Source organism: Aeromonas sp. 602658 (assembly GCF_049173005.1).
In the GTDB taxonomy this organism is placed as follows: domain Bacteria; phylum Pseudomonadota; class Gammaproteobacteria; order Enterobacterales; family Aeromonadaceae; genus Aeromonas; species Aeromonas veronii_A.
In genome coordinates, this window is sequence record NZ_JAAKRF010000033.1 from 1 (window position 1) to 17,929 (window position 17,929).

A 17,929-nucleotide genomic window follows, 5' to 3' on the forward strand; every position below is an offset into this window, starting at 1 on the left:
CCCGATGCGGTACATAGGGGGTTCTGAGTAGAGAAATGCTAGTTGAAAATGTGTAAACCTATTTCAGGACTAGACATCTGAACCTGAGCGATATCAGACGTGGTTATACATGGCCTCGATTTCGCTCTGGTACTTGGCCTCGATGATCTTGCGGCGCAGCTTCATGGTGGGGGTCAGCTCACCCAGCTCCATGGAGAAGGCGCTCGGCAGCAGGGTAAACTTCTTCACCTGCTCGAACTTGGCCAGCTCTTTTTGCAGATCGGCGATGCGGGCTTCGAAGAACTCCATTACCCGGGAGTGGCGCAGCAGCTCGGTCTTGCACTGGTACTGCAGGTTGATGGAGCGGGCGTACTCCTCCAGCGACTCGAAGCAGGGGACGATCAACGCCGAGACGAAGTGGCGGGCATCGGCGACGATGGCGATCTGCTCGATAAAGCGATCCTTGCCGATGGTCCCTTCCACCAGTTGCGGGGCCACGTACTTGCCGTTGGAGGTCTTCATCAGCTCCTTGAGGCGCTCGGTGAAGTAGATATTGCCCTGGCTGTCGAGCTCACCGGCATCGCCGGTACGCAGGAAGCCATCCTCGGTCATCACTTCGGCGGTGGCGTCCGGCTTGTTGTAGTAGCCGCGCATCACTGTGGGGGAGCGCACCAGCAGCTCGTTGTTCTCACCCAGCTTCACTTCGATGCCGTTCAGTGCCGTGCCGATGGAGCCGAGCTTGAACTGGCTGTCTTCGTAGCAGCAGACGGTGGCAGTGGTCTCGGTCATGCCGTAGCCGTACTTGAGGTTGAGCCCCATCGCCTGGAAGAAGAGGTTCACATCGTCGGCCAGACGGGCGCCCGCCACCGGCAGGAAGCGGGTGCGGCCGCCAAAGCGGGCGCGCAGCTTGCGAAACACCAGTCGCTCGGCGAGCCAGAGCTGGCCGTAGAGCAGCGGGGAAGCGGACTTGCCCGTCTGACGGGTGGCAACCATCTGCTTGCCGACACGGGTTGCCCAGCCAAACAGGGCGCGCCGCAGAGCCGGAGCCTGAGCGACTTTGGCCTGGATCATGGCATAGGCCTTCTCGTAGAGGCGCGGCACGGCGCACATCACGGTCGGCTGCACCTCGCCAATCACATCCATCACCTTCTGCGGATCGCGGATATAGACGTTCTCGGCGCCGCAGTAGAGCACGTAGTAGCTCCATGCCCGCTCGAACACGTGGCTGAGTGGCAGCATGCAGAGCGACACATCCTGCTCATTCAGATCGAGGCGACTGTTGTGCATCTCGAAGCAGGCGGCGATGTTGTTGAAGTCGAGCATGACCCCCTTGGGTTCGCCTGTGGTGCCGGAGGTGTAGATCAGGGTCAGCAGATCATCCATCCGGTACTGGGTTTCCCGCTCGCGCAGCTCCTGCTCACTGGGCTGATGGTTGCCGGAGACCAGAAATGTCTGGAAGTGACTCGCCTGCCCGCAGTCGCGCAGGTTGACGCTGCCATCGAGGGCGACGATCTGGCGGATCTCGCCGTTTTCAATCAGTTGCAGCGCCTGATCGAACTGGGGTTGCTCGCCAACGAACAGCACCTTGATGCCGGCATCTTTGACGATGTAGCGCAGCTGATCGAGGGTGCTGGTGGGATAGATAGGGACGCTGACGCCGCGGGCGGCCAAGATGCCGAGATCGGCCTGAGTCCATTCCGGCATGTTGCGGGCATAGATGCCGACCATCTCGGTGGGCTGGTGGCCGGCACGGATCAGCGCCTGTGCGCAGTAGTCCATGGCCTGGCCCAGAGTACGCCAGCCGATGGCGCGCCACTGGCCATCCTGCTGAACCCGCAGGGCAGCCTTGTTGCCAAGCTGGGCAATACGTTCACGCATCAGTCGAACCAGATGAAGCTTCGGCATCAGTTAAACATCCTTTAATTACAGTTGTACGCCCGCAAGGGCACTAAAAATCGGGCTAGAGTTTAAACTCCAAGATTACAGCTTACAAGTGTTCGCTGTTTGTCTTGGATCACAAAGAGTGCAAATAGCTCTTCCTTTGTGCAGAGTGGCCGATACTGCAAAGGAGCAAAGGGAGAGTTAACGATATGAATCTATGGATGAAAGGGGCATTGGCCGTGATCGGGCTCATGATGGTGGGGGGCGGGGCGGCCTGGTACTTTCTGGGCAAGACACAGCAGCCTGCGAATCCCTGGTATGAAGGGGCGGAGGGATACCAGCAGGCCCAACAGCAGGCATTGGCGCTGGGCTATCCGCTGCTCTATGTGCTGGAGACCCCCAAGTGCCGTCGCTGCAAGGCATTGAAAGAACGCTTCTGGCGCAGTGAAGAGATGAGAGTGCCGTTGAGCCGATTGGTCAAGGTGCGGCTCAATCCGGGCAAGGGGGATGGTAGTGAACAGATCCTGCGCCGTTTTCCCAAGGTGGCCACACCGCCCGGCATCTATATCCAGCAGCCGGGTCAACCCCTCAAACCGATCAAGATAGTGGTGGATATACAGCAGATCTGGATGCCGGGGAAAACCTGGCTGCGGGGCTTCTATATGCCGCTTTCCGCCGCCGGATTCGAGGCGGTGGTTCACACCACTCTCTCCTTGCAGGATCCGGCGATGGACAATGCCCCCCTCGATTGAGGCGGGATCAGCTGAAGTCGAACAGGCGGGACATCAGTACCGCATCTTCCCGATCATTGCCGGTGCCGTAGTAGTCGGCGCGGCGGCAATACTCGGCAAAGCCGGCGCTCTCGTAGAGGTTGATGGCGGTCTGGTTGCCTGCCCGCACCTCGAGAAACCAGGCCTCTGCCCCGGCTTGTTTGCTGCGAGTCAGGTAGGCTTGCAGCAGTGTCCGTCCCAACCCCTTGCCCTGAAATTCGGGGTGGACACAGATATTCATCAGCGAGCTGTCTCCGGCCACCAGATCCGAGATATAGAAGCCGGCCGGGCGACCATCGACCAGCATCAAGCCGTTGAGATAGCGAGGACCGAAGCAGGATAGCAGGTTGGCCTGGCTCCAGGGCTCCTTGTGGGCGGCCTGCTCTATGGGATAGACAAGGTCGAAATCGGCTTCGAGCAGGGGACGAAACTCAGGCATGTTGACTCCGGGTGACTGGGTGGAGGATGTCGGGGTTGGCAAAGACGACTTTTGTAAAATCAGGTAAAAAGAGCGGCTTCCAAGAGGGCGTTGAAGGCATGATGCAGGATCATGCCGTACTGTTCGCCAGGTGTCGGCGTAGTTGTTGCCACAGGGCGCGCTTTTGTGCGGCACTGGGGGCCAGCGGACAGATCAACGCATCGGGTCGTTCCGGGTTGGCCTCCGTCAGCCAGAGCAGCGGTGAGGCATCCGCCGTTTGCAGGTTGGCAGGCGGCAGCTCGCTGAGCAGTGAGACCTCGTCGGGGGTCATGCCGAGCAGCTGGCAGATATCCGCCAGCAGCGTGGTGGCAGGCAGCTGAGGCGCCAGCAACCAGAGTTTGCCGCTGGGCAGCGGAGCGCGGGTGGCCGGTGCTGTCTGGTCGGGCTGCACGGCATCTTGCGCAAGCTCGGGTACGAGATCTGCACCCAGCAATGCCGGACGACGCAGTTGCCAGCTTTGAATGCCCATGCGGGCCAACATGCTCTGACGAACGGGATCTTGCATCTGGGGCGACTCACTCTTGATCTGCGTTGGGGAAAATTGTGTTGCGCAGGGTACACTCGAACCGCTTTTGCTGCACCCTTTGCAACGCATCATCTGGCGCATGCGGGCATGGTGCCATCACGACACTGGCTATGCATGGGCGCAGCACGCTGCCGATACGGTATCGCACTGCCTTTGCGTTTTTTCCTGCCAGAGGCGGGTATTGTGCGGCAAGAGATACCAGAATAAACATCATAACAAGACAAAACCCAAGGTCGAGCAAATGGATATCACGCCTTGGGGCTAACATCATCCCAGCTTCGGAACACTCTCTATGTCGTCTTTAGCTCAAGCCCAGAACCCTGCGCGTCTTATTCCCATCCAGGAGCGCCTGCCCCGGCTGCTGGCAGCCCTTGGTGAGGGGCTTTATGAACGGCAGGATGCCCTGCGCCTCGGTCTGCTGGCAGCCCTCAGCGGTGAGAGTGTCTTCTTGCTGGGGCCACCCGGTATCGCCAAGAGTCTGATTGCCCGTCGCCTCAAGCTGGCCTTTCACGACGCCCGCCACTTTGAATATCTGATGACCCGTTTCAGCACACCGGAGGAGGTATTTGGCCCCCTCTCCATTCAGGCGCTGAAAGAGGATGGCAAATACCTGCGCCTCACTGCCGGCTATCTGCCGGAGGCTGAGGTGGTGTTCCTCGACGAGATCTGGAAGGCGGGTCCCGCCATTCTCAACACCCTGCTCACCGCCATCAACGAACGGCAGTTCCGCAATGGTGATAGCCAGCATCCAATCCCCATGCGGCTGCTGGTGACCGCCTCCAACGAGCTGCCGGCGCCGGACAGCGGGCTGGAAGCGCTCTACGACCGGATGCTGGTGCGGATCTGGATGGACCGGGTGCAGGAGAAAGCCAACTTTCAATCCATGCTGGCCAGCGACGGTCACGCCCACCAGAATCTGCCGGAATCCCTGCAGATCCGGGGGGATGAGTACGAGCAGTGGCAGAGCCAGATTGAGCAGGTGCGCCTGCCGGATGCCTGTTTCGAACTTATCTATCAGCTGCGCCAGCAGCTAGACAGCCAGCTGGCCCATCGCTGTTATGTGTCGGATCGCCGCTGGAAGAAGGCGGTACGGCTCATCAAGGCGAGCGCCTTCTTCAATGGCCGCGATGAGGTCGCACCGGTGGATCTGCTGCTGTTCAAGGATTGTCTCTGGCATGACGAGGAGTCCCGCACCGCCCTGCTGGAGATGATGACCGAGTTCTCCCGTCTCTACGGTTATCAGCAACTGGCCTTGACCCGCCAGCTGCTTGCCCTGCGGGATCAATTCAAACAGCTCAAACAGGGCGTGGCACAACGTCTCTGCTGCAAGGCGCGCAAGCGCAAGCAGTGGTTTGGCCGACGGGCGAGGGGGATCGAGATCCCCCTCGCCAACGCCAGACCCTTTGGCAAGCAGGTGCACTTCCATCTGCTCACCCCGGCACCGCTGGATGGCAGCGATCCCGAGCGTCTCACCAGCACCCTGGTGTTCGATCGTACCCTGCTTTCCCATTGGCATCCGACCGGCGAGGCGCTGGTGGGTTATCAATATGGCAACCCGAAAGAGGGACACTACGAGCTGGTACTTGACGATGAGCTGCGCCTGCAGGTGCTCGATATCCAGCGCCAGCAGATCCCACTGGTATTGATGGAGCGCAACGCCATCCCCGAGGTGGTGCTGGAGCCCTGGCTGCAAGCGCTTGATGAGCTGCTTGCCCAGGTTGGCAAGGTGGTACTGGAGCTTAAACAGCAGCGTACTCTGTTCGATCGTCATCGGCAGCACCTCTTTATTGCCCAGCGCTGGCTGCAACAGGTGGAGGACAGCTTCTTCGTGCTGAGCCGGGATCTTGAACTGCTGCGCGGCGAGCTGACACAGTGGCGCGAGCGGTTGCCAAGGCTGGACGAGTAAGGAGCGCTCATGCTTGAGATTGGCATGCTGGATCTGGGACTGCTGATTGGCGAAGGGGAGCTGGCAGGGGAGGTGGCACTTTTGCTTGCTGCGTCGCCCAAGATCTCCGAGTTCATCAAGCGCTCCCCGCTGCAGGGCAAGCTGCTGAAAAAGCGCCTGCAGAGCTGGGGTGAGCAGCTTGGCGAGGAGATCCGTCACAAGCCGGTGCCGGTGGCGCTGGAGCAGGAGTACCTGCTCTATCAGGCGCACCGGCAGTTGCCGATGACCGAGCTGATTGGTCGCCTGCCCGCCCTGCTGGAGTCGCTGGATCACTACAGCCCCTTTGCCGGTGAGGCCCGTTCGCTGGTTCGCCAGCTGATGGCTCACCCCACCGAGGGGCTGCGCCAGCTCTTTATCGACAAGTGGCGTGCCAGTCTGGTGGGGAGCCTGCTGCAACTGCAGCAGCAGATCGCCGAGGCGGAGCGGGAGAAGCAGCGTCAGGAGATTGAAGATCAGCTGCTGGCGAGCCGCACCCTGGCCGATGCCCTCGATCCGAACCAGATCTCAGCCGGTGGTCTTTGGGATCTGGCGCAGGGGCACTGGCACAAACGCAGTCTGGTGCTGGTCAAGCAATACGCCCGTATGTTGCAGCGCGAGCCCTTGCTGGCGGAGATTGCCGCTCTTCTCGGGCGCAGCGAGCGGGATCGCCGGGCGCAGGAGCAGCCGGTGCCACCGGTTCAGGTGCTGGAGCTGGAGCCCGCCCCCAGCGACGATGTGCCGGACGACCTGGTGGGCATCCACCAGGCGAGCGACCTGATGCGGCTACTGCCAAGCGAGGCGGTGATGCTGGGGCTGCCGGAGCTGGAGCTGGAGTTCTACCGCCGCTATCTGGAGCGGCGCCTGCTCAGTTACCAGTCACGCGGCACCTTGCCGCGCCAGCGCATCATGCTGCGCACCCCGGAGCAGGGGGGGCAGCAGTTGCAGCAGCGGGGCCCCTTTATCGTCTGTGTCGATACCTCCGGCTCCATGGGGGGCTATCCCGAGGAGTGTGCCAAGGCACTCTTTCTTGCGCTGCTCAAGGTGGCGATGGATGAGAAGCGCGGTTGCTACCTGATGCTCTTCTCTACCGAGGTGGCGACCCTTGAGATCACCGCCGATACCGGACTGGACAAGGCGGAGCGCTTCCTCTCCATGAGCTTTCACGGTGGTACCGATCTGGTGCCTTGTCTGGAGAAGGCGCTGGTCAAACTCGATGAGCCCGCTTTTGCCAAGGCAGATGTGCTGGTTATTTCGGACTTTATCGCTCAGAGTCTGCCCCATGCCCTGCTCGAGCAGATGAACCGCTATCGCCAGCGCCAGACCCGCTTTCACGCAGTGGCCATGTCCCGGCACGCCAAACCGGCACTGTTGCGGGTCTTTGACAACAGCTGGCTGCTCGATTGCGGTCTGCGCGGCCGGCTACTGCGGCGCTGGCAGCATCATTAGTTACCGGGAGGGAGCCAGCCCCCTCTTTCGCTCTGTATCCCCCTCCTCATTCCAACGTTATGATATTGCTGTAAAATGTGAGATGAAACCCATTCAAGTCCTCTCTCCTTGCGGTAGCCTTTACAGCCGTTGTTACAGGGTGATTTTCCGGTATCGGGTCGCCTGCTGCTCTTTCCCCATTCATCCGGAGTGTTTATGAGCCGACTTGCCTTGCTGCTGTTGCTGGCGGTATTCGGGCTGGCAGCCAGACCCTTGTCCCCCGAGCAGTTGGAAAATGAACTGGAGGAGATGGAGCAGGTCCATCAGCCTATCGAGTTGCTGCGGGAGCGCGTTGCTCGCTTGCTGCGGGATGGCAGCGACTATCCACCGTCCCAGCTGATGCGGATCAGTCGTCTGGCTTGCTGGGCCCAATCTGCCGATGACATCCAGGCGTCTCGCCGTGCGATTGCGTATGCCGACAGCCAACTGGTGCTGGCTCAACAACGGGGAGATGACGCAGCCATTGCCGAGTTACTCATCTGTCGTGGCTGGTTCAATCAGCTGCTCGGCGAGGTGGCACAGGCCCGTCGGGATTATGATGAGGGGCTGCGGTTGGCAGGGGAGGCCGCTGTGCTCAAGCTGGAGGCGCTTGCGCTGTCCCACCGGGGAGCCATGTTGTCGTTTCAGGGGGCGTCAGGGCAGGGGCTGGTGGATCTCACCAGGGCGCACGACATCTACGAACGGTTGGGATTGACCACCTGGTATAACCGGGCGCAGCTCGAGATTGCCGCCGCGTTTCGCCGCATGGGTCTCTATGCCGAGGCGCTCACTACCCTGAACCGGTTGCATGAACACTTTGCCCACAACCATGACGGGTTCGGTTTGGCCAGGATGAGAGAGCAGCTGGCTCTGGTCTATCTGGAGACGGGGCGCTATCAGGAAGCGCAGCAGGAGCTCGAACGTAGTCTCGCCTTTTTGCAACAACCCGAGTACCGGATTGAACATGCGGATCGTCAAGTGATGCTGGCGGAGGCTCTGCTCGGTCTGGCGCGCCTGGAGCAGGCCGGACGCTTGCTGGCGCAGGCAGCAGGCGTGCTCACCCCTGAAGTTGATCCTATCCTCCACGCCCATCTCGAGCTGGTAATGGCCAAACTGCAGGTGAAAATGCGGGATCCGGTCCCGGCCTTGAGCGCACTGGCGAAGATTGAACCGATCCTGAAGGCTGAGGGGCACACTCGTTACCTGATGGATCTCTACGCAGTGCGCAGCGAAGCATTCGAGCTGCAAGGGGACTATCCGGCTGCGCTGGCGGCCTTGCGGGATCATTTGGTGCAAGAGCAGCGCCTCGACCAGATGCAGCGAGAGCAGAGTACAGCCTGGGTGCGCGGCCAGTTTGAACTGACCCGCCAGGCGGAAGAGAACAAGCGGTTGCGGGTCGAGCAGCAGTTGCAGCGGCAGGAGCTGGCGCAGATCAAGGAGCGTCGCTTCTGGTTGCTGGTGGTGATGGTGCTCTGCGGTGGAGTGGCTCTGCTGACGATGAGGTGGTTGCTGGAGCGCAATCGTCGGATGCATCGGTTGGCCTTTACCGATGAGCTGACCGGCATCGATAACCGGCGTCGGGTGCTGGTGGATGGGCGCGAGCACTTTGAGCTGGCCCGCAGGCAGCGAATGCCCTTTTCTCTGCTGCTTTTTGATATCGATCACTTCAAGCGGATCAACGATTCGCTGGGTCATCATCAGGGAGATCGGGTACTGCAGTGGGTATCCAGAATGGTGGCAAGAGAGTTGCGGCAGCAGGATCTGCTGGGCCGTACCGGTGGAGAGGAGTTTTTGGCACTGCTGCCGGAGACGGGGCTGGAGGAGGCGTCCCGTTTGGCTGAGCGGATCCGCGCCAGGGTCGGCCAACGGGCGTTGCCCGGTTTGTCCCATCCGGTGACCATCAGCATCGGGTGTGCCTGCCAGCGCGATGATGATCAGGATCTGGCCGCGTTGATCCGGCGTGCGGATGAGGCTCTCTACCGGGCAAAAGGGGCCGGGCGCAACCGGGTGGAAACAGACGACTGACGGACTGGGTATTTTTCACTCGCGCGGGTATAATGTCGCGCAATTTTGCTTTGACTCAGGCGAGAAGACCCATGTAACGCAACCCTCCTCCCTCTCTCCACCAGGTTGGCAAAACGCCAGCTGGCGTGGCTTTCGTTGCGTATACATGTGCCGTGAGCGGCATTCCGGATTTATTCCCACGGTGGCCGATGCCACCGCTCAATAGAAGAACGTTGAATTATGTCAGCTGAATTTCTGAGTGAAGTCTCCAAGAGACGCACTTTTGCGATCATTTCGCACCCGGATGCGGGTAAAACCACCATCACCGAGAAAGTCCTGCTGTTCGGACAGGCCATTCAGCGCGCCGGTACCGTCAAGGGCCGTGGCTCGGGCCAGCACGCCAAATCCGACTGGATGGAGATGGAGAAGCAGCGTGGTATCTCCATCACCACCTCGGTGATGCAGTTCCCCTATGCCGATTGTCTGGTCAACCTGCTCGACACCCCGGGTCACGAGGACTTCTCCGAAGATACCTACCGTACCCTGACCGCGGTCGACTGCTGCCTGATGGTTATCGATGCCGCCAAGGGTGTTGAAGACCGGACCCGCAAGCTGATGGAAGTCACCCGTCTGCGTGATACCCCCATCCTCACCTTTATGAACAAGCTGGACCGCGAAGTGCGCGATCCGATGGAAGTGATGGACGAGGTGGAGCGCGAGTTGAAGATCATGTGTGCCCCCATCACCTGGCCTATCGGCTGTGGCAAATCCTTCAAGGGTGTCTACCACCTCTACAAGGATGAGACCTATCTCTATCAGAGCGGTCAGGGCCACACCATCCAGGAGAAGCGGGTGGTCAAGGGGCTGAACAACCCGGATCTGGATGCTGCCGTCGGCGAAGATCTGGCCCAGCAACTGCGTGACGAGCTGGAACTGGTGCAGGGCGCCTCTCCCGAGTTCGATCACGATGCCTTTATCGCTGGCGAGATGACCCCGGTCTTCTTCGGTACCGCACTGGGTAACTTCGGTGTTGACCACATGCTGGATGGCCTGACCGACTGGGCGCCGGCACCCATGCCGCGCAAGGCCGAGAGCCGCGAAGTGGTGGCGACCGAGGAGAAGTTCTCCGGTTTCGTGTTCAAGATCCAGGCAAACATGGATCCGAAGCACCGCGACCGTATCGCTTTTATGCGTATCGTGTCAGGTACTTACAGCAAGGGCATGAAGATGCGCCACGTGCGTATCGGCAAGGATGTGAACATCTCCGACGCCGTGACCTTTATGGCCGGTGACCGTGAGCAGGCGGAAGACGCCTTCGCTGGTGACATTATCGGTCTGCACAACCACGGCACCATCCAGATCGGTGACACCTTCACCCAGGGTGAAGATCTCAAGTTCACCGGTATCCCGAACTTTGCACCGGAACTGTTCCGCCGCATCCGCCTGCGCGATCCGCTCAAGCAGAAGCAGCTGCTCAAGGGGCTGGTGCAGCTCTCCGAAGAGGGGGCGGTGCAGGTGTTCCGTCCGCTGATCAGCAACGATCTCATCGTCGGTGCGGTCGGTGTGCTGCAGTTTGACGTGGTGGTTTCGCGCCTCAAGAGCGAGTACAACGTTGAGGCCATCTACGAGGCGGTCAACGTCTCCACCGCCCGCTGGGTGGAAGGTACCGATGTCAAGAAGTTCGAAGAGTTCAAGCGCAAGAACGAGGTCAACCTGGCCCTCGATGGCGGTGACAACCTCACCTATATCGCACCGACCATGGTCAACCTGCGCCTAGCTCAGGAGCGCCACCCGGACGTGGAGTTCCGCCAGACTCGCGAGCACTGATCACCGCTGGTTTGCTTATTGGCAGATAATCAAAGAGACCCCGCTTCGGCGGGGTCTCTTGTTTTGTGCCGTTTTGCCTGTTTAAGGAGGGATGCAGGGGGGTAATGGTTCAGCAGATACCAGTCGCAAGCAGCCCTCACCCTAGCCTTCTCCCGGAGGGAGAGGGAACCATCAGAGGTCTGCCTGAAAGATCGCGGAACTGTTTTTGCCCCCTTCTCCCCTTGCGGGAGAAGGGTTGGGGATGAGGGGGGCTACCCCAGTGTCAGTACCATACAGATCTCGCAATCCCCGTGGCCGGTGCAGCCAAGGGGGCTGGGCAGGTGTTCAAAGCCCAGTGATTCATAGAGGTTGGTGGCTTCGCGCAAGACCTCGGTCGTTTCCAGATAGCAGCGCTGATAACCAAGCGCGCGCGCCTCGTCCAGTGCCTGCAATACCAGCCGCTTGCCAAGGCCCAGTCCGCGCAGTGCTGGCATAAAGTACATCTTCTGCAGCTCGCAGACTCCCTCTTCTCCTGCCAATGGCGCGATACCACCACCGCCGAGGATGGAACCGTCCGGTCCTTCGATGACCCAGTAGCGACTCTTCTTCCCCTGATAGCTCTGGGAGAGGGTGTCGAGATTGGGATCCGAGACCCCATACCCCTTGTCGGCGGTGAGGCCATATTCGGCTGATACGGCGCGGATCACCAAGGCGATCTGGGCATTGTCCGCCGCCGTGATGGGGCGGATCCGGTAACCCCGCTGGCGACGGGCGCGGGAGAGGGCGCTGCGATAGAGCCGCAGCCCTTGCCACAGCTGCTCCCGCTCGGGCAAGCTCAACTGCGCCAGCATCTCTTCCATCGCCCCGTCCATCTCCCGGTGCAACTCCAGCAGCATCCCTTGACCGTTGACGGTGAGGCGGGCCTCCTTGCTGCGGCCATCGGAGGGGTGCGGGTGCCAGCTGATGAGCTCCCGCTCGGCGAGGCGGGCCAGTGGACGACTGGCGTTGGATTTGTCGATGTGCAGCTTTTCTGCCAGCTGCTGGTTGGTGGCCGGGGCGTTTTCCAGCTCGATCAGCAGGTGAGCCTCGATGGGGGTGAGGGCCAGATTGCCGCACTGCTGGGAGAGCATGCCGAGTTCGCGAACCAGATCGCGCGACAGGGCGCGCAGGGGACGGGGATCCATATCGTGGTTTCCTGTTTAGTTGTGCATGACAACTAAAATAGCGTAAAAGTTGTAATTCGCAACCTTTTGCTGTGATGACTTGCAGAATATGGGGTGAGCGGCAGCACCGTTGGCGGGGCTGCCGTAGGCAGGGGGGTCGTCAGGCGGCGGCTCTGATAGCTAGCTCCGGGCGGCGGGAGAAGCAGCGGGCCAGCAGCAACATGGTGGCGACGCCTATGGTACCGAGCACCAGCCAGGGGAGGGCCGGTTGTCCCTGTTGCAGCGAGAAGTCATAGAGGGAGCCACCGCCCACGTAGCCGGTCATGCCCCCCAGCGCCAGTCCGAGGCGGCTGAAGCCCATGTAGCTGCCGCGGGCTGTGGGGTTGGCAAGCCGGGTCATCAGGGTCTCCCGGGCCGGTTCGCAGATGATGATCCCCAGATAGAAGCAGGCCAGCAGCACGAAGATGCCGGAGAGGGTGTTGACGAAAGCGACCAGCCCGATCCCCACCGTCATCAGCAGGATACCCGCCATCAGCCTGCTCTCCAGCCGATAGCGCCGCTCGCTGAAACGGGCGATAGGGTAGAGCAGCGCCAGTGACAGCGCCGTTTCCAGGCTGTACATCCAGCCCACTGCCGTGGTGGTGCCAGAGAGCTGCTTGACCAGAATGGGGAAAATCAGCATCACCTGTACCCACAGCATGTAGTAGCCGCTCAGGATCAGCACCAGTCGGCAGAAGGCGCGATCCGCCAGCACCTGCCCCAACCCTTCCCGCATCGGAGTCGGTTTGACCGAGAGGCGGTAGGCGGGCAACAGGGTCCAGTTGCACAGGGCCGCCAGGGTGAAGAGCCCGGCACCCAGCAGGCAGACATAGGTGAAGTCAAAGCGCAGCAGCCAGCTGCCTAGCAGGGCACCGGTGACGGCTCCCGCGCTCTCCAGCATCATCAGCAGGGAGATAAAGCGGCCCCGTTCATGGGGACGGGTAAATTTGATCACCAGTGCGGCCCGTGGCGGGTCAAACAGGCAACCGCCCAGTCCGGAGAGGAAGCAGGAGAAGATCAGCATGGCACCGCTGTCGGCCCAGGCCAGGGTGGCAAAGCCGACGGCGCGCAACAGCATGCCGGTGACGATGAGCGGGCGGGCGCCAAAGCGGTCAGCGAGGGAGCCGCCAAAGATCCCCAGCCCCTGCTGGGTCAGCTGGCGCAGGCCGAGGGCCAGCCCCACCAGACCGGCCGCCCAGCCGAGTTGATCGACGAAGCGCAGGCTGATCATCGGCATCACCACAAAGAAACCCAGGATCACCAGTGTGGTATCCAGCGCCAGAAACCAACGCCCCCAAAACCTCGCCCTATCGACCATAACGCCCTCTCATTCACAGATACCTTCATTCTGGAGAGGGTTTAGATATAGTGGTAGACGACAACTACCTATATTTCATATCAGGATTATTTATGTCTATGGATCTGGACGATCTGCAACTGCTGCTGGATGTGGCCGAGCTGGGCAGCTTCAGTCAGGCGGCGGCCATTCGTGGCTGGTCACAGCCGCTCGTGAGCCAGCGGATTGCCCAGCTGGAGGAGAGCCTCGGGGCGCCGCTGTTTCAGCGTCATCGGCGCGGGGTGACGCCGACCCGTGCCTGCGAGGAGTTTCTGCCATCGGCCCGCTCTGCGCTGGCGATCCTGAGCGAAGGGCGGCTGGCACTGCAGGGGGCGCCTGCGCTACCTTGTATCCGTCTCTCCAGCCTGCCATCCCTCACTTCGGTGGTGTTTGGCTCGCTATTGATGGAGCTGGTGGACGAGCCGTTCGAAATCCGCTGCACCACGGATCACTCCGGCGAGATCATGCAGTCGCTGCTGACCGGGGAGGCCGATATCGGCTTTGTACTCAAGCGCCCGCCGGTTGCTGGCCTGCAGATGGAGCTGCTCTGCTGCTCCCCCATTATCGCTATCGCCTCGCCATTGCATCCGCTGGCCGGTTGTCACGGCCTCACCCTGGAGGATATTGCCGACCAGCGGCTGGCGCCTCAGGTATGGGGGCCGGGGTGTGACGTCTTTATCCAGCAGTTGCGGCGGCTGCGGCGGGCCGCCAGCCCCCTGCATGCGGTGCAGCCCGCCAGTGCGGCGCGGGATCTGGCGCTGGAACACGGGTTTATCACCCTGATGCCGGAGCTGGCCATCAAGCGGGATCTGGAGGTGGGGCGGCTGGTCAGGCTCGATGTGCGCAATCTGCCGCAAGAGCATTGGGATGTGATGATGGCTTGGCGAGGTGGCAAGCGGCCCAACCCGGCCCGGGAAACCGTGTTGGCCACCGCCCGCACGCTGGCGAAACGGTGGCGCAATGAGTAGAGCGATGCGGGACAAGGCCCGCACCGGGTGGATCAGTAGCTGGCCTTGAGGGTCACGCCACTGAACGCTGCAAACCCTGACAGCTGCACATGCCAGGTGCCCGCCTTGGGATTGGTGAACGAGCAGCTTTCGTTATTGCCCCCCTTGTAGGGGCGGCAGTCGTAACTGCTGCTGGTGGGGGCGCTGCCAAAGCGGACGTAGAGGTCGGCATCACCGGTACCGCCGCTGCTGCTGATCTGCAGCGACCTGGTGCCCGCCGGTACGTTCAGGGTGTAGTTGAGTTTGCCACCCTTGCTGGCGGCGAGGTTGCTCACCGGCACGCCGTTTTGCAGCACGTTGTCGCTCGGTGGCGGCGTGCTGCCGCAGCTGGCATCGACCCCGACGGTCTGGAAGGCCCGTGCCACATCCGCCTGACTGTAACCCAGATCGGCGGTCGCCCGGCTGACGCCGCAGGCCCCTTGCTGATAGTTGGTGTTGGCGCCCCAGTAGAGGCGGTTGGCCAGCAAGAAGACTTCAAATGCCTTGCGGGTGTTCCAGCCACTGCTGGTGGCGAGCAGGTAGAAGGCGCGGTTATAGACCCCGGAGCTGTGGTGTACATCCATCCCCTCCTGATAATCCGCCGCATGGCCGATGGACCTGCCATCCCGGGTCGGATCCTCGAAGTAGCGCAGGGAGCCGTTGCCCTTGAAGATCTGGGCGCCGACCAGCCAGTCGTTGCTCCCCTTCATGTAGAACTCGGCCGCTTCACCCGCCATATCGGAGAAGGCCTCGTTGATGCCGCCGGATTGTCCTGAATAGATCAGCCCGGAGTTCTGTTCGGTAAAGCCGTGGCTCACCTCGTGAGCCGCCACATCAAGGCTCACCAGCGGGTGGAAGGTGGTAGCGCCGTCACCGAAGGTCATCTGGCTGCCATCCCAGAAGGCGTTCTCGTAATTCTTGCTGTAGTGAACCCGCATCTTCAGTTTGAAGGTGAGGGGCGCCGTGTTGTACCAGTTGCGGTACATGTCGAACACCACGTTGCCGAAGTAGTGGGCGTCGTTGAGGGGCGAATAGGCGCCGTTGATCTCCTTGACCCGGTTCTCCGGGCAGGTGAACTGGTGGATGGCACCGCCTGAGGTGGCGTGGTTGAGGTTGATGGTATCGACGTTGGGGCTGGTCATCCGGCAGTTGTCATCCACGATGAGCGGGCCAAAGTCGGTGCCGTAGACGTATTTGCCGGTCTTGATGTTGCCCCCCGGGCCGCTGGCGTCCTTGTGGTTGATTCCCTCCCAGCGTTTGAGCTCCTCACCGCTCTGGGCATCAAGAATGACGAAGGGGCGGCTTGGCTTGTCACCTTCGGCGATGAAGGAGACCTGATAAACCAGCCGGGCCAGCCCGTTCTCATCCTGCATTACGTAGAGTTTGACCTGATCGTTGCTCCCCTTGCTGCCCGCTTTGGCTTTGCTGGCGGCATCCTGTGGTGAGAGGGTGGCGGCCGGGCTTGCCACATCCTGATCGATCTGGCGCAGCATGCGCCCGCTGGCCTGTTGCAGCTGGCCGTTCAGGCTCTTGTCAGCCACGACGACCTGACCCATTACCGGGATGCCGTTCCAGACCTGCTCGTAGCGGATCCGCTGCTGGCCGTTGGGCAGCTTGACCACCCGCACCTGACGAAACTCGCCATCTTCCAGCTGCAATGTACCACTCGCGGCACTGAGGCCGGTCATGGCCCGGATGCCGTTTGCCGTTACGTTGATCTCTACCTCTTGCGCCGCCAGTGCGGCGCTTCCCCAGCAGGCCAGCGCAACGGCCAGATAAATTTTATTCATCTCTTCTTTCCTTAAATCGATGAGGTTGATAAACCGACCGAAGGTCGGGCGTTTTGAAGCTAGTGCCGGTGGGGGAAAGTGCACCCTGTCAAAAGTGACAGCGCAGCACAAAGGGGTAGCAGGATCTGCCAAAGTGCCGTTTGTGGGCATTCGTCGGCGCCATGTGGAGAGCATTATCCGGTTTCAGACACCCACCCTCCTCTTTTGAGGGAGGAGAGTACGTGCGCAGTCACCCTCTGCGAAGCCTGCCGGAGGAGGGCCGTAAAAGTGGCTGGCGCGGCCAGTGGCGATTGGCTACATTGGGTGGCTGGTTCGCGATTTGATCACTGATTTGAAAGGAGAATCCCATGTTTTCATGGCAGTTGGACGACGAGCTTGCGCTGCTCTTCTTGCAGCCCGATATGGCGAGCGAACTGTTTGCCCTCTGCAATGACAACCGGGAGTACCTCTCCCAGTGGCTACCCTGGCCGCCACTGATCCAGCGCCCCGTCGACAGCGCCCTCTTCATTCGCAGTACCATCGAGAAGTTCGCCCGGGGCGAGGGGCTAACCACCGCCATCGAGTATCAGGGGGAGGTGGTGGGGGTCATAGGTTACAACAGCATCGATCACGACCTTGGCAAGGTGGTCATCGGTTACTGGCTGGCGGAGCGCTGGCAGGGCAACGGTATCATCACCCGGGCCTGTCAGGCCCTGATCCACCACGCCTTCGAGGAGATGGGGATGGAGAAGGTGGAGATCAGCGCCGCCACCGATAACGAGCCCAGCAGGGCTGTTTGTGAACGGCTCGGGATGCAGCTTGAGGGGGTGACCCGGCGCGCAGAGCGGCTGGGCAACCGGATTGTGGACCATGCCCACTACAGCTTGCTGCGCGATGAGTGGCTAAGACAGAGGGAGTCCTGATGGCGCTGCCACATATCAAGACGGCCCGCACCCACCTGACCATACTGTCGCCGGATCAGGCCCCCATGATGCTCGACTTCTATCGGCGCAACCGCGACCATCTCGCCCCCTGGGAGCCGCTTCGGGACGAGCAGTTTTACACCCTCTCGTACTGGCATGCCCGGCTGCAGGACAGCTACAGCCAGTTTTTCAACGGCACCGGCGTCAATCTGGTGGCCCTCGATCCGGCTGGCGAGCGGGTGATCGCCACCTGTAACTTCAGCAATATCCTGATGGGGGTCTTCAAGGCGTGTCATCTGGGCTATGCCATCGACCAGCAGCATCAGGGGCAGGGGGTGATGAGAGAGGTGCTGTCAGCCGCCATCGACTACCTGTTTCGGGAGCACGATCTGCATCGCATCATGGCTTGCTATATGCCAGCCAATCAGCGCAGTGGCGCCTTGCTGGAGCGGCTCGGCTTCGAGCGGGAGGGGTTTGCACGGGCGTATCTGATGATCAATGGCCGCTGGGAGGATCACATCCTCACCTCGCTGATTAATCCGGCGCCCTGAACGGCAGATAAAAAAACGGGCCCGAAGTTGCCTTCGGACCCGTCTTCGAATGAGGTGCAGGCTTAGTTGGCCTTGGCATCGCTCACTGCAGCTTCAACCTTGGTAGCGGCTTCAGTAGCAGCTTTTTCTACGGTTGCAGTCGCTTCGGAGGTGGCCTTCTCTACGGTAGAGGTGGCTTCGCTAGCGGCTTTTTCTACAGTGGCAGCAACTTCGGCGGCCGGAGCAGCAGCAGGAGCGGCAGCTTTTTCTTCTTTCTGACCGCAAGCAGTCAACATCAGACCCAGGATACCGGCTACCAGTACTTTGTTCATGTGCATTCCCTCAAATAAA

15 protein-coding genes are annotated in these 17,929 nt (G+C 61.0%); 8 read left to right on the plus strand and 7 right to left on the minus strand.

Annotated elements, in window-relative coordinates; all coding sequences use genetic code 11:
- Positions 1-93: 93 nt before the first annotated feature.
- Positions 94-1,884 carry an AMP-dependent synthetase/ligase gene (locus G5253_RS17075; protein ID WP_421203820.1) on the minus strand — a complete coding sequence of 597 codons (1,791 nt, stop codon included), beginning with the start codon at positions 1,882-1,884 and terminating at the stop codon, positions 94-96.
- A 227-nt stretch (positions 1,885-2,111) separates the two neighbouring features.
- Between G5253_RS17075 and G5253_RS17080 the strand changes: the two genes are divergently transcribed.
- Positions 2,112-2,612, plus strand: coding sequence for a hypothetical protein (locus G5253_RS17080; RefSeq protein WP_421203851.1), 501 nt, complete (start codon positions 2,112-2,114; stop codon positions 2,610-2,612).
- 7 nt (positions 2,613-2,619) lie between these two features.
- Here G5253_RS17080 and rimI read toward each other — a convergent pair whose 3' ends face one another.
- A complete protein-coding gene (gene rimI / locus G5253_RS17085) occupies positions 2,620-3,069 on the minus strand; it encodes a ribosomal protein S18-alanine N-acetyltransferase (RefSeq protein ID WP_216952883.1) in 450 nt (149 codons plus the stop codon).
- Between the two features lie 109 nt (positions 3,070-3,178).
- Positions 3,179-3,613 carry a DNA polymerase III subunit psi gene (locus G5253_RS17090; protein WP_227341928.1) on the minus strand — a complete coding sequence of 145 codons (435 nt, stop codon included), beginning with the start codon at positions 3,611-3,613 and terminating at the stop codon, positions 3,179-3,181.
- 313 nt (positions 3,614-3,926) lie between these two features.
- Here G5253_RS17090 and G5253_RS17095 point away from each other — a divergent pair, with 313 nt between their 5' ends.
- The 4 genes from G5253_RS17095 to prfC all read left to right on the plus strand — a co-directional run bounded on the left by G5253_RS17095 (position 3,927) and on the right by prfC (position 10,853).
- Positions 3,927-5,540 (plus strand): ATPase RavA domain-containing protein, encoded by a 1,614-nt coding sequence (locus tag G5253_RS17095; RefSeq protein WP_266134770.1) that lies wholly within the window; start codon positions 3,927-3,929, stop codon positions 5,538-5,540.
- 9 nt (positions 5,541-5,549) lie between these two features.
- Positions 5,550-7,004 (plus strand): ATPase RavA stimulator ViaA, encoded by a 1,455-nt coding sequence (viaA, locus tag G5253_RS17100; RefSeq protein ID WP_216952886.1) that lies wholly within the window; start codon positions 5,550-5,552, stop codon positions 7,002-7,004.
- Between the two features lie 195 nt (positions 7,005-7,199).
- Complete coding sequence (locus tag G5253_RS17105) at positions 7,200-9,047, plus strand: diguanylate cyclase (RefSeq protein ID WP_421203823.1); 1,848 nt, start codon at positions 7,200-7,202, stop codon at positions 9,045-9,047.
- A gap of 219 nt (positions 9,048-9,266) precedes the next feature.
- Positions 9,267-10,853 (plus strand): peptide chain release factor 3, encoded by a 1,587-nt coding sequence (gene prfC / locus G5253_RS17110; protein WP_236325568.1) that lies wholly within the window; start codon positions 9,267-9,269, stop codon positions 10,851-10,853.
- Between the two features lie 251 nt (positions 10,854-11,104).
- Here the strand turns inward: prfC and G5253_RS17115 are convergent, their stop codons facing one another.
- Positions 11,105-12,016, minus strand: coding sequence for a bifunctional helix-turn-helix transcriptional regulator/GNAT family N-acetyltransferase (locus G5253_RS17115; RefSeq protein WP_421203825.1), 912 nt, complete (start codon positions 12,014-12,016; stop codon positions 11,105-11,107).
- Positions 12,017-12,155: 139 nt separating this feature from the next.
- Complete coding sequence (gene mdtH, locus G5253_RS17120; RefSeq protein ID WP_319919482.1) at positions 12,156-13,352, minus strand: multidrug efflux MFS transporter MdtH; 1,197 nt, start codon at positions 13,350-13,352, stop codon at positions 12,156-12,158.
- Between the two features lie 92 nt (positions 13,353-13,444).
- Between mdtH and G5253_RS17125 the strand changes: the two genes are divergently transcribed.
- Positions 13,445-14,338: a LysR family transcriptional regulator gene (locus G5253_RS17125; protein ID WP_005349020.1), complete on the plus strand. Its 894-nt coding sequence runs from the start codon at positions 13,445-13,447 to the stop codon at positions 14,336-14,338.
- Positions 14,339-14,370: 32 nt separating this feature from the next.
- Here G5253_RS17125 and G5253_RS17130 read toward each other — a convergent pair whose 3' ends face one another.
- Positions 14,371-16,146: a M4 family metallopeptidase gene (locus tag G5253_RS17130; protein ID WP_421203828.1), complete on the minus strand. Its 1,776-nt coding sequence runs from the start codon at positions 16,144-16,146 to the stop codon at positions 14,371-14,373.
- A 347-nt stretch (positions 16,147-16,493) separates the two neighbouring features.
- On the opposite strand from G5253_RS17130, the gene G5253_RS17135 reads away from it, so the two are divergent.
- Together G5253_RS17135 and rimJ are read left to right on the plus strand one after the other, a co-directional pair.
- The gene (locus G5253_RS17135) at positions 16,494-17,048 is read left to right on the plus strand and encodes a GNAT family N-acetyltransferase (RefSeq protein WP_421203830.1); all 555 of its coding nucleotides are present in this window, start codon (positions 16,494-16,496) and stop codon (positions 17,046-17,048) included.
- Positions 17,048-17,599, plus strand: a complete 552-nt coding sequence (gene rimJ / locus G5253_RS17140; protein ID WP_421203832.1) for a ribosomal protein S5-alanine N-acetyltransferase — start codon at positions 17,048-17,050, stop codon at positions 17,597-17,599. The genes G5253_RS17135 and rimJ overlap by 1 nt, the downstream gene beginning before the upstream one ends.
- A gap of 62 nt (positions 17,600-17,661) precedes the next feature.
- Here the strand turns inward: rimJ and G5253_RS17145 are convergent, their stop codons facing one another.
- Positions 17,662-17,910: a hypothetical protein gene (locus G5253_RS17145; protein ID WP_005340533.1), complete on the minus strand. Its 249-nt coding sequence runs from the start codon at positions 17,908-17,910 to the stop codon at positions 17,662-17,664.
- Positions 17,911-17,929: the final 19 nt, after the last annotated feature.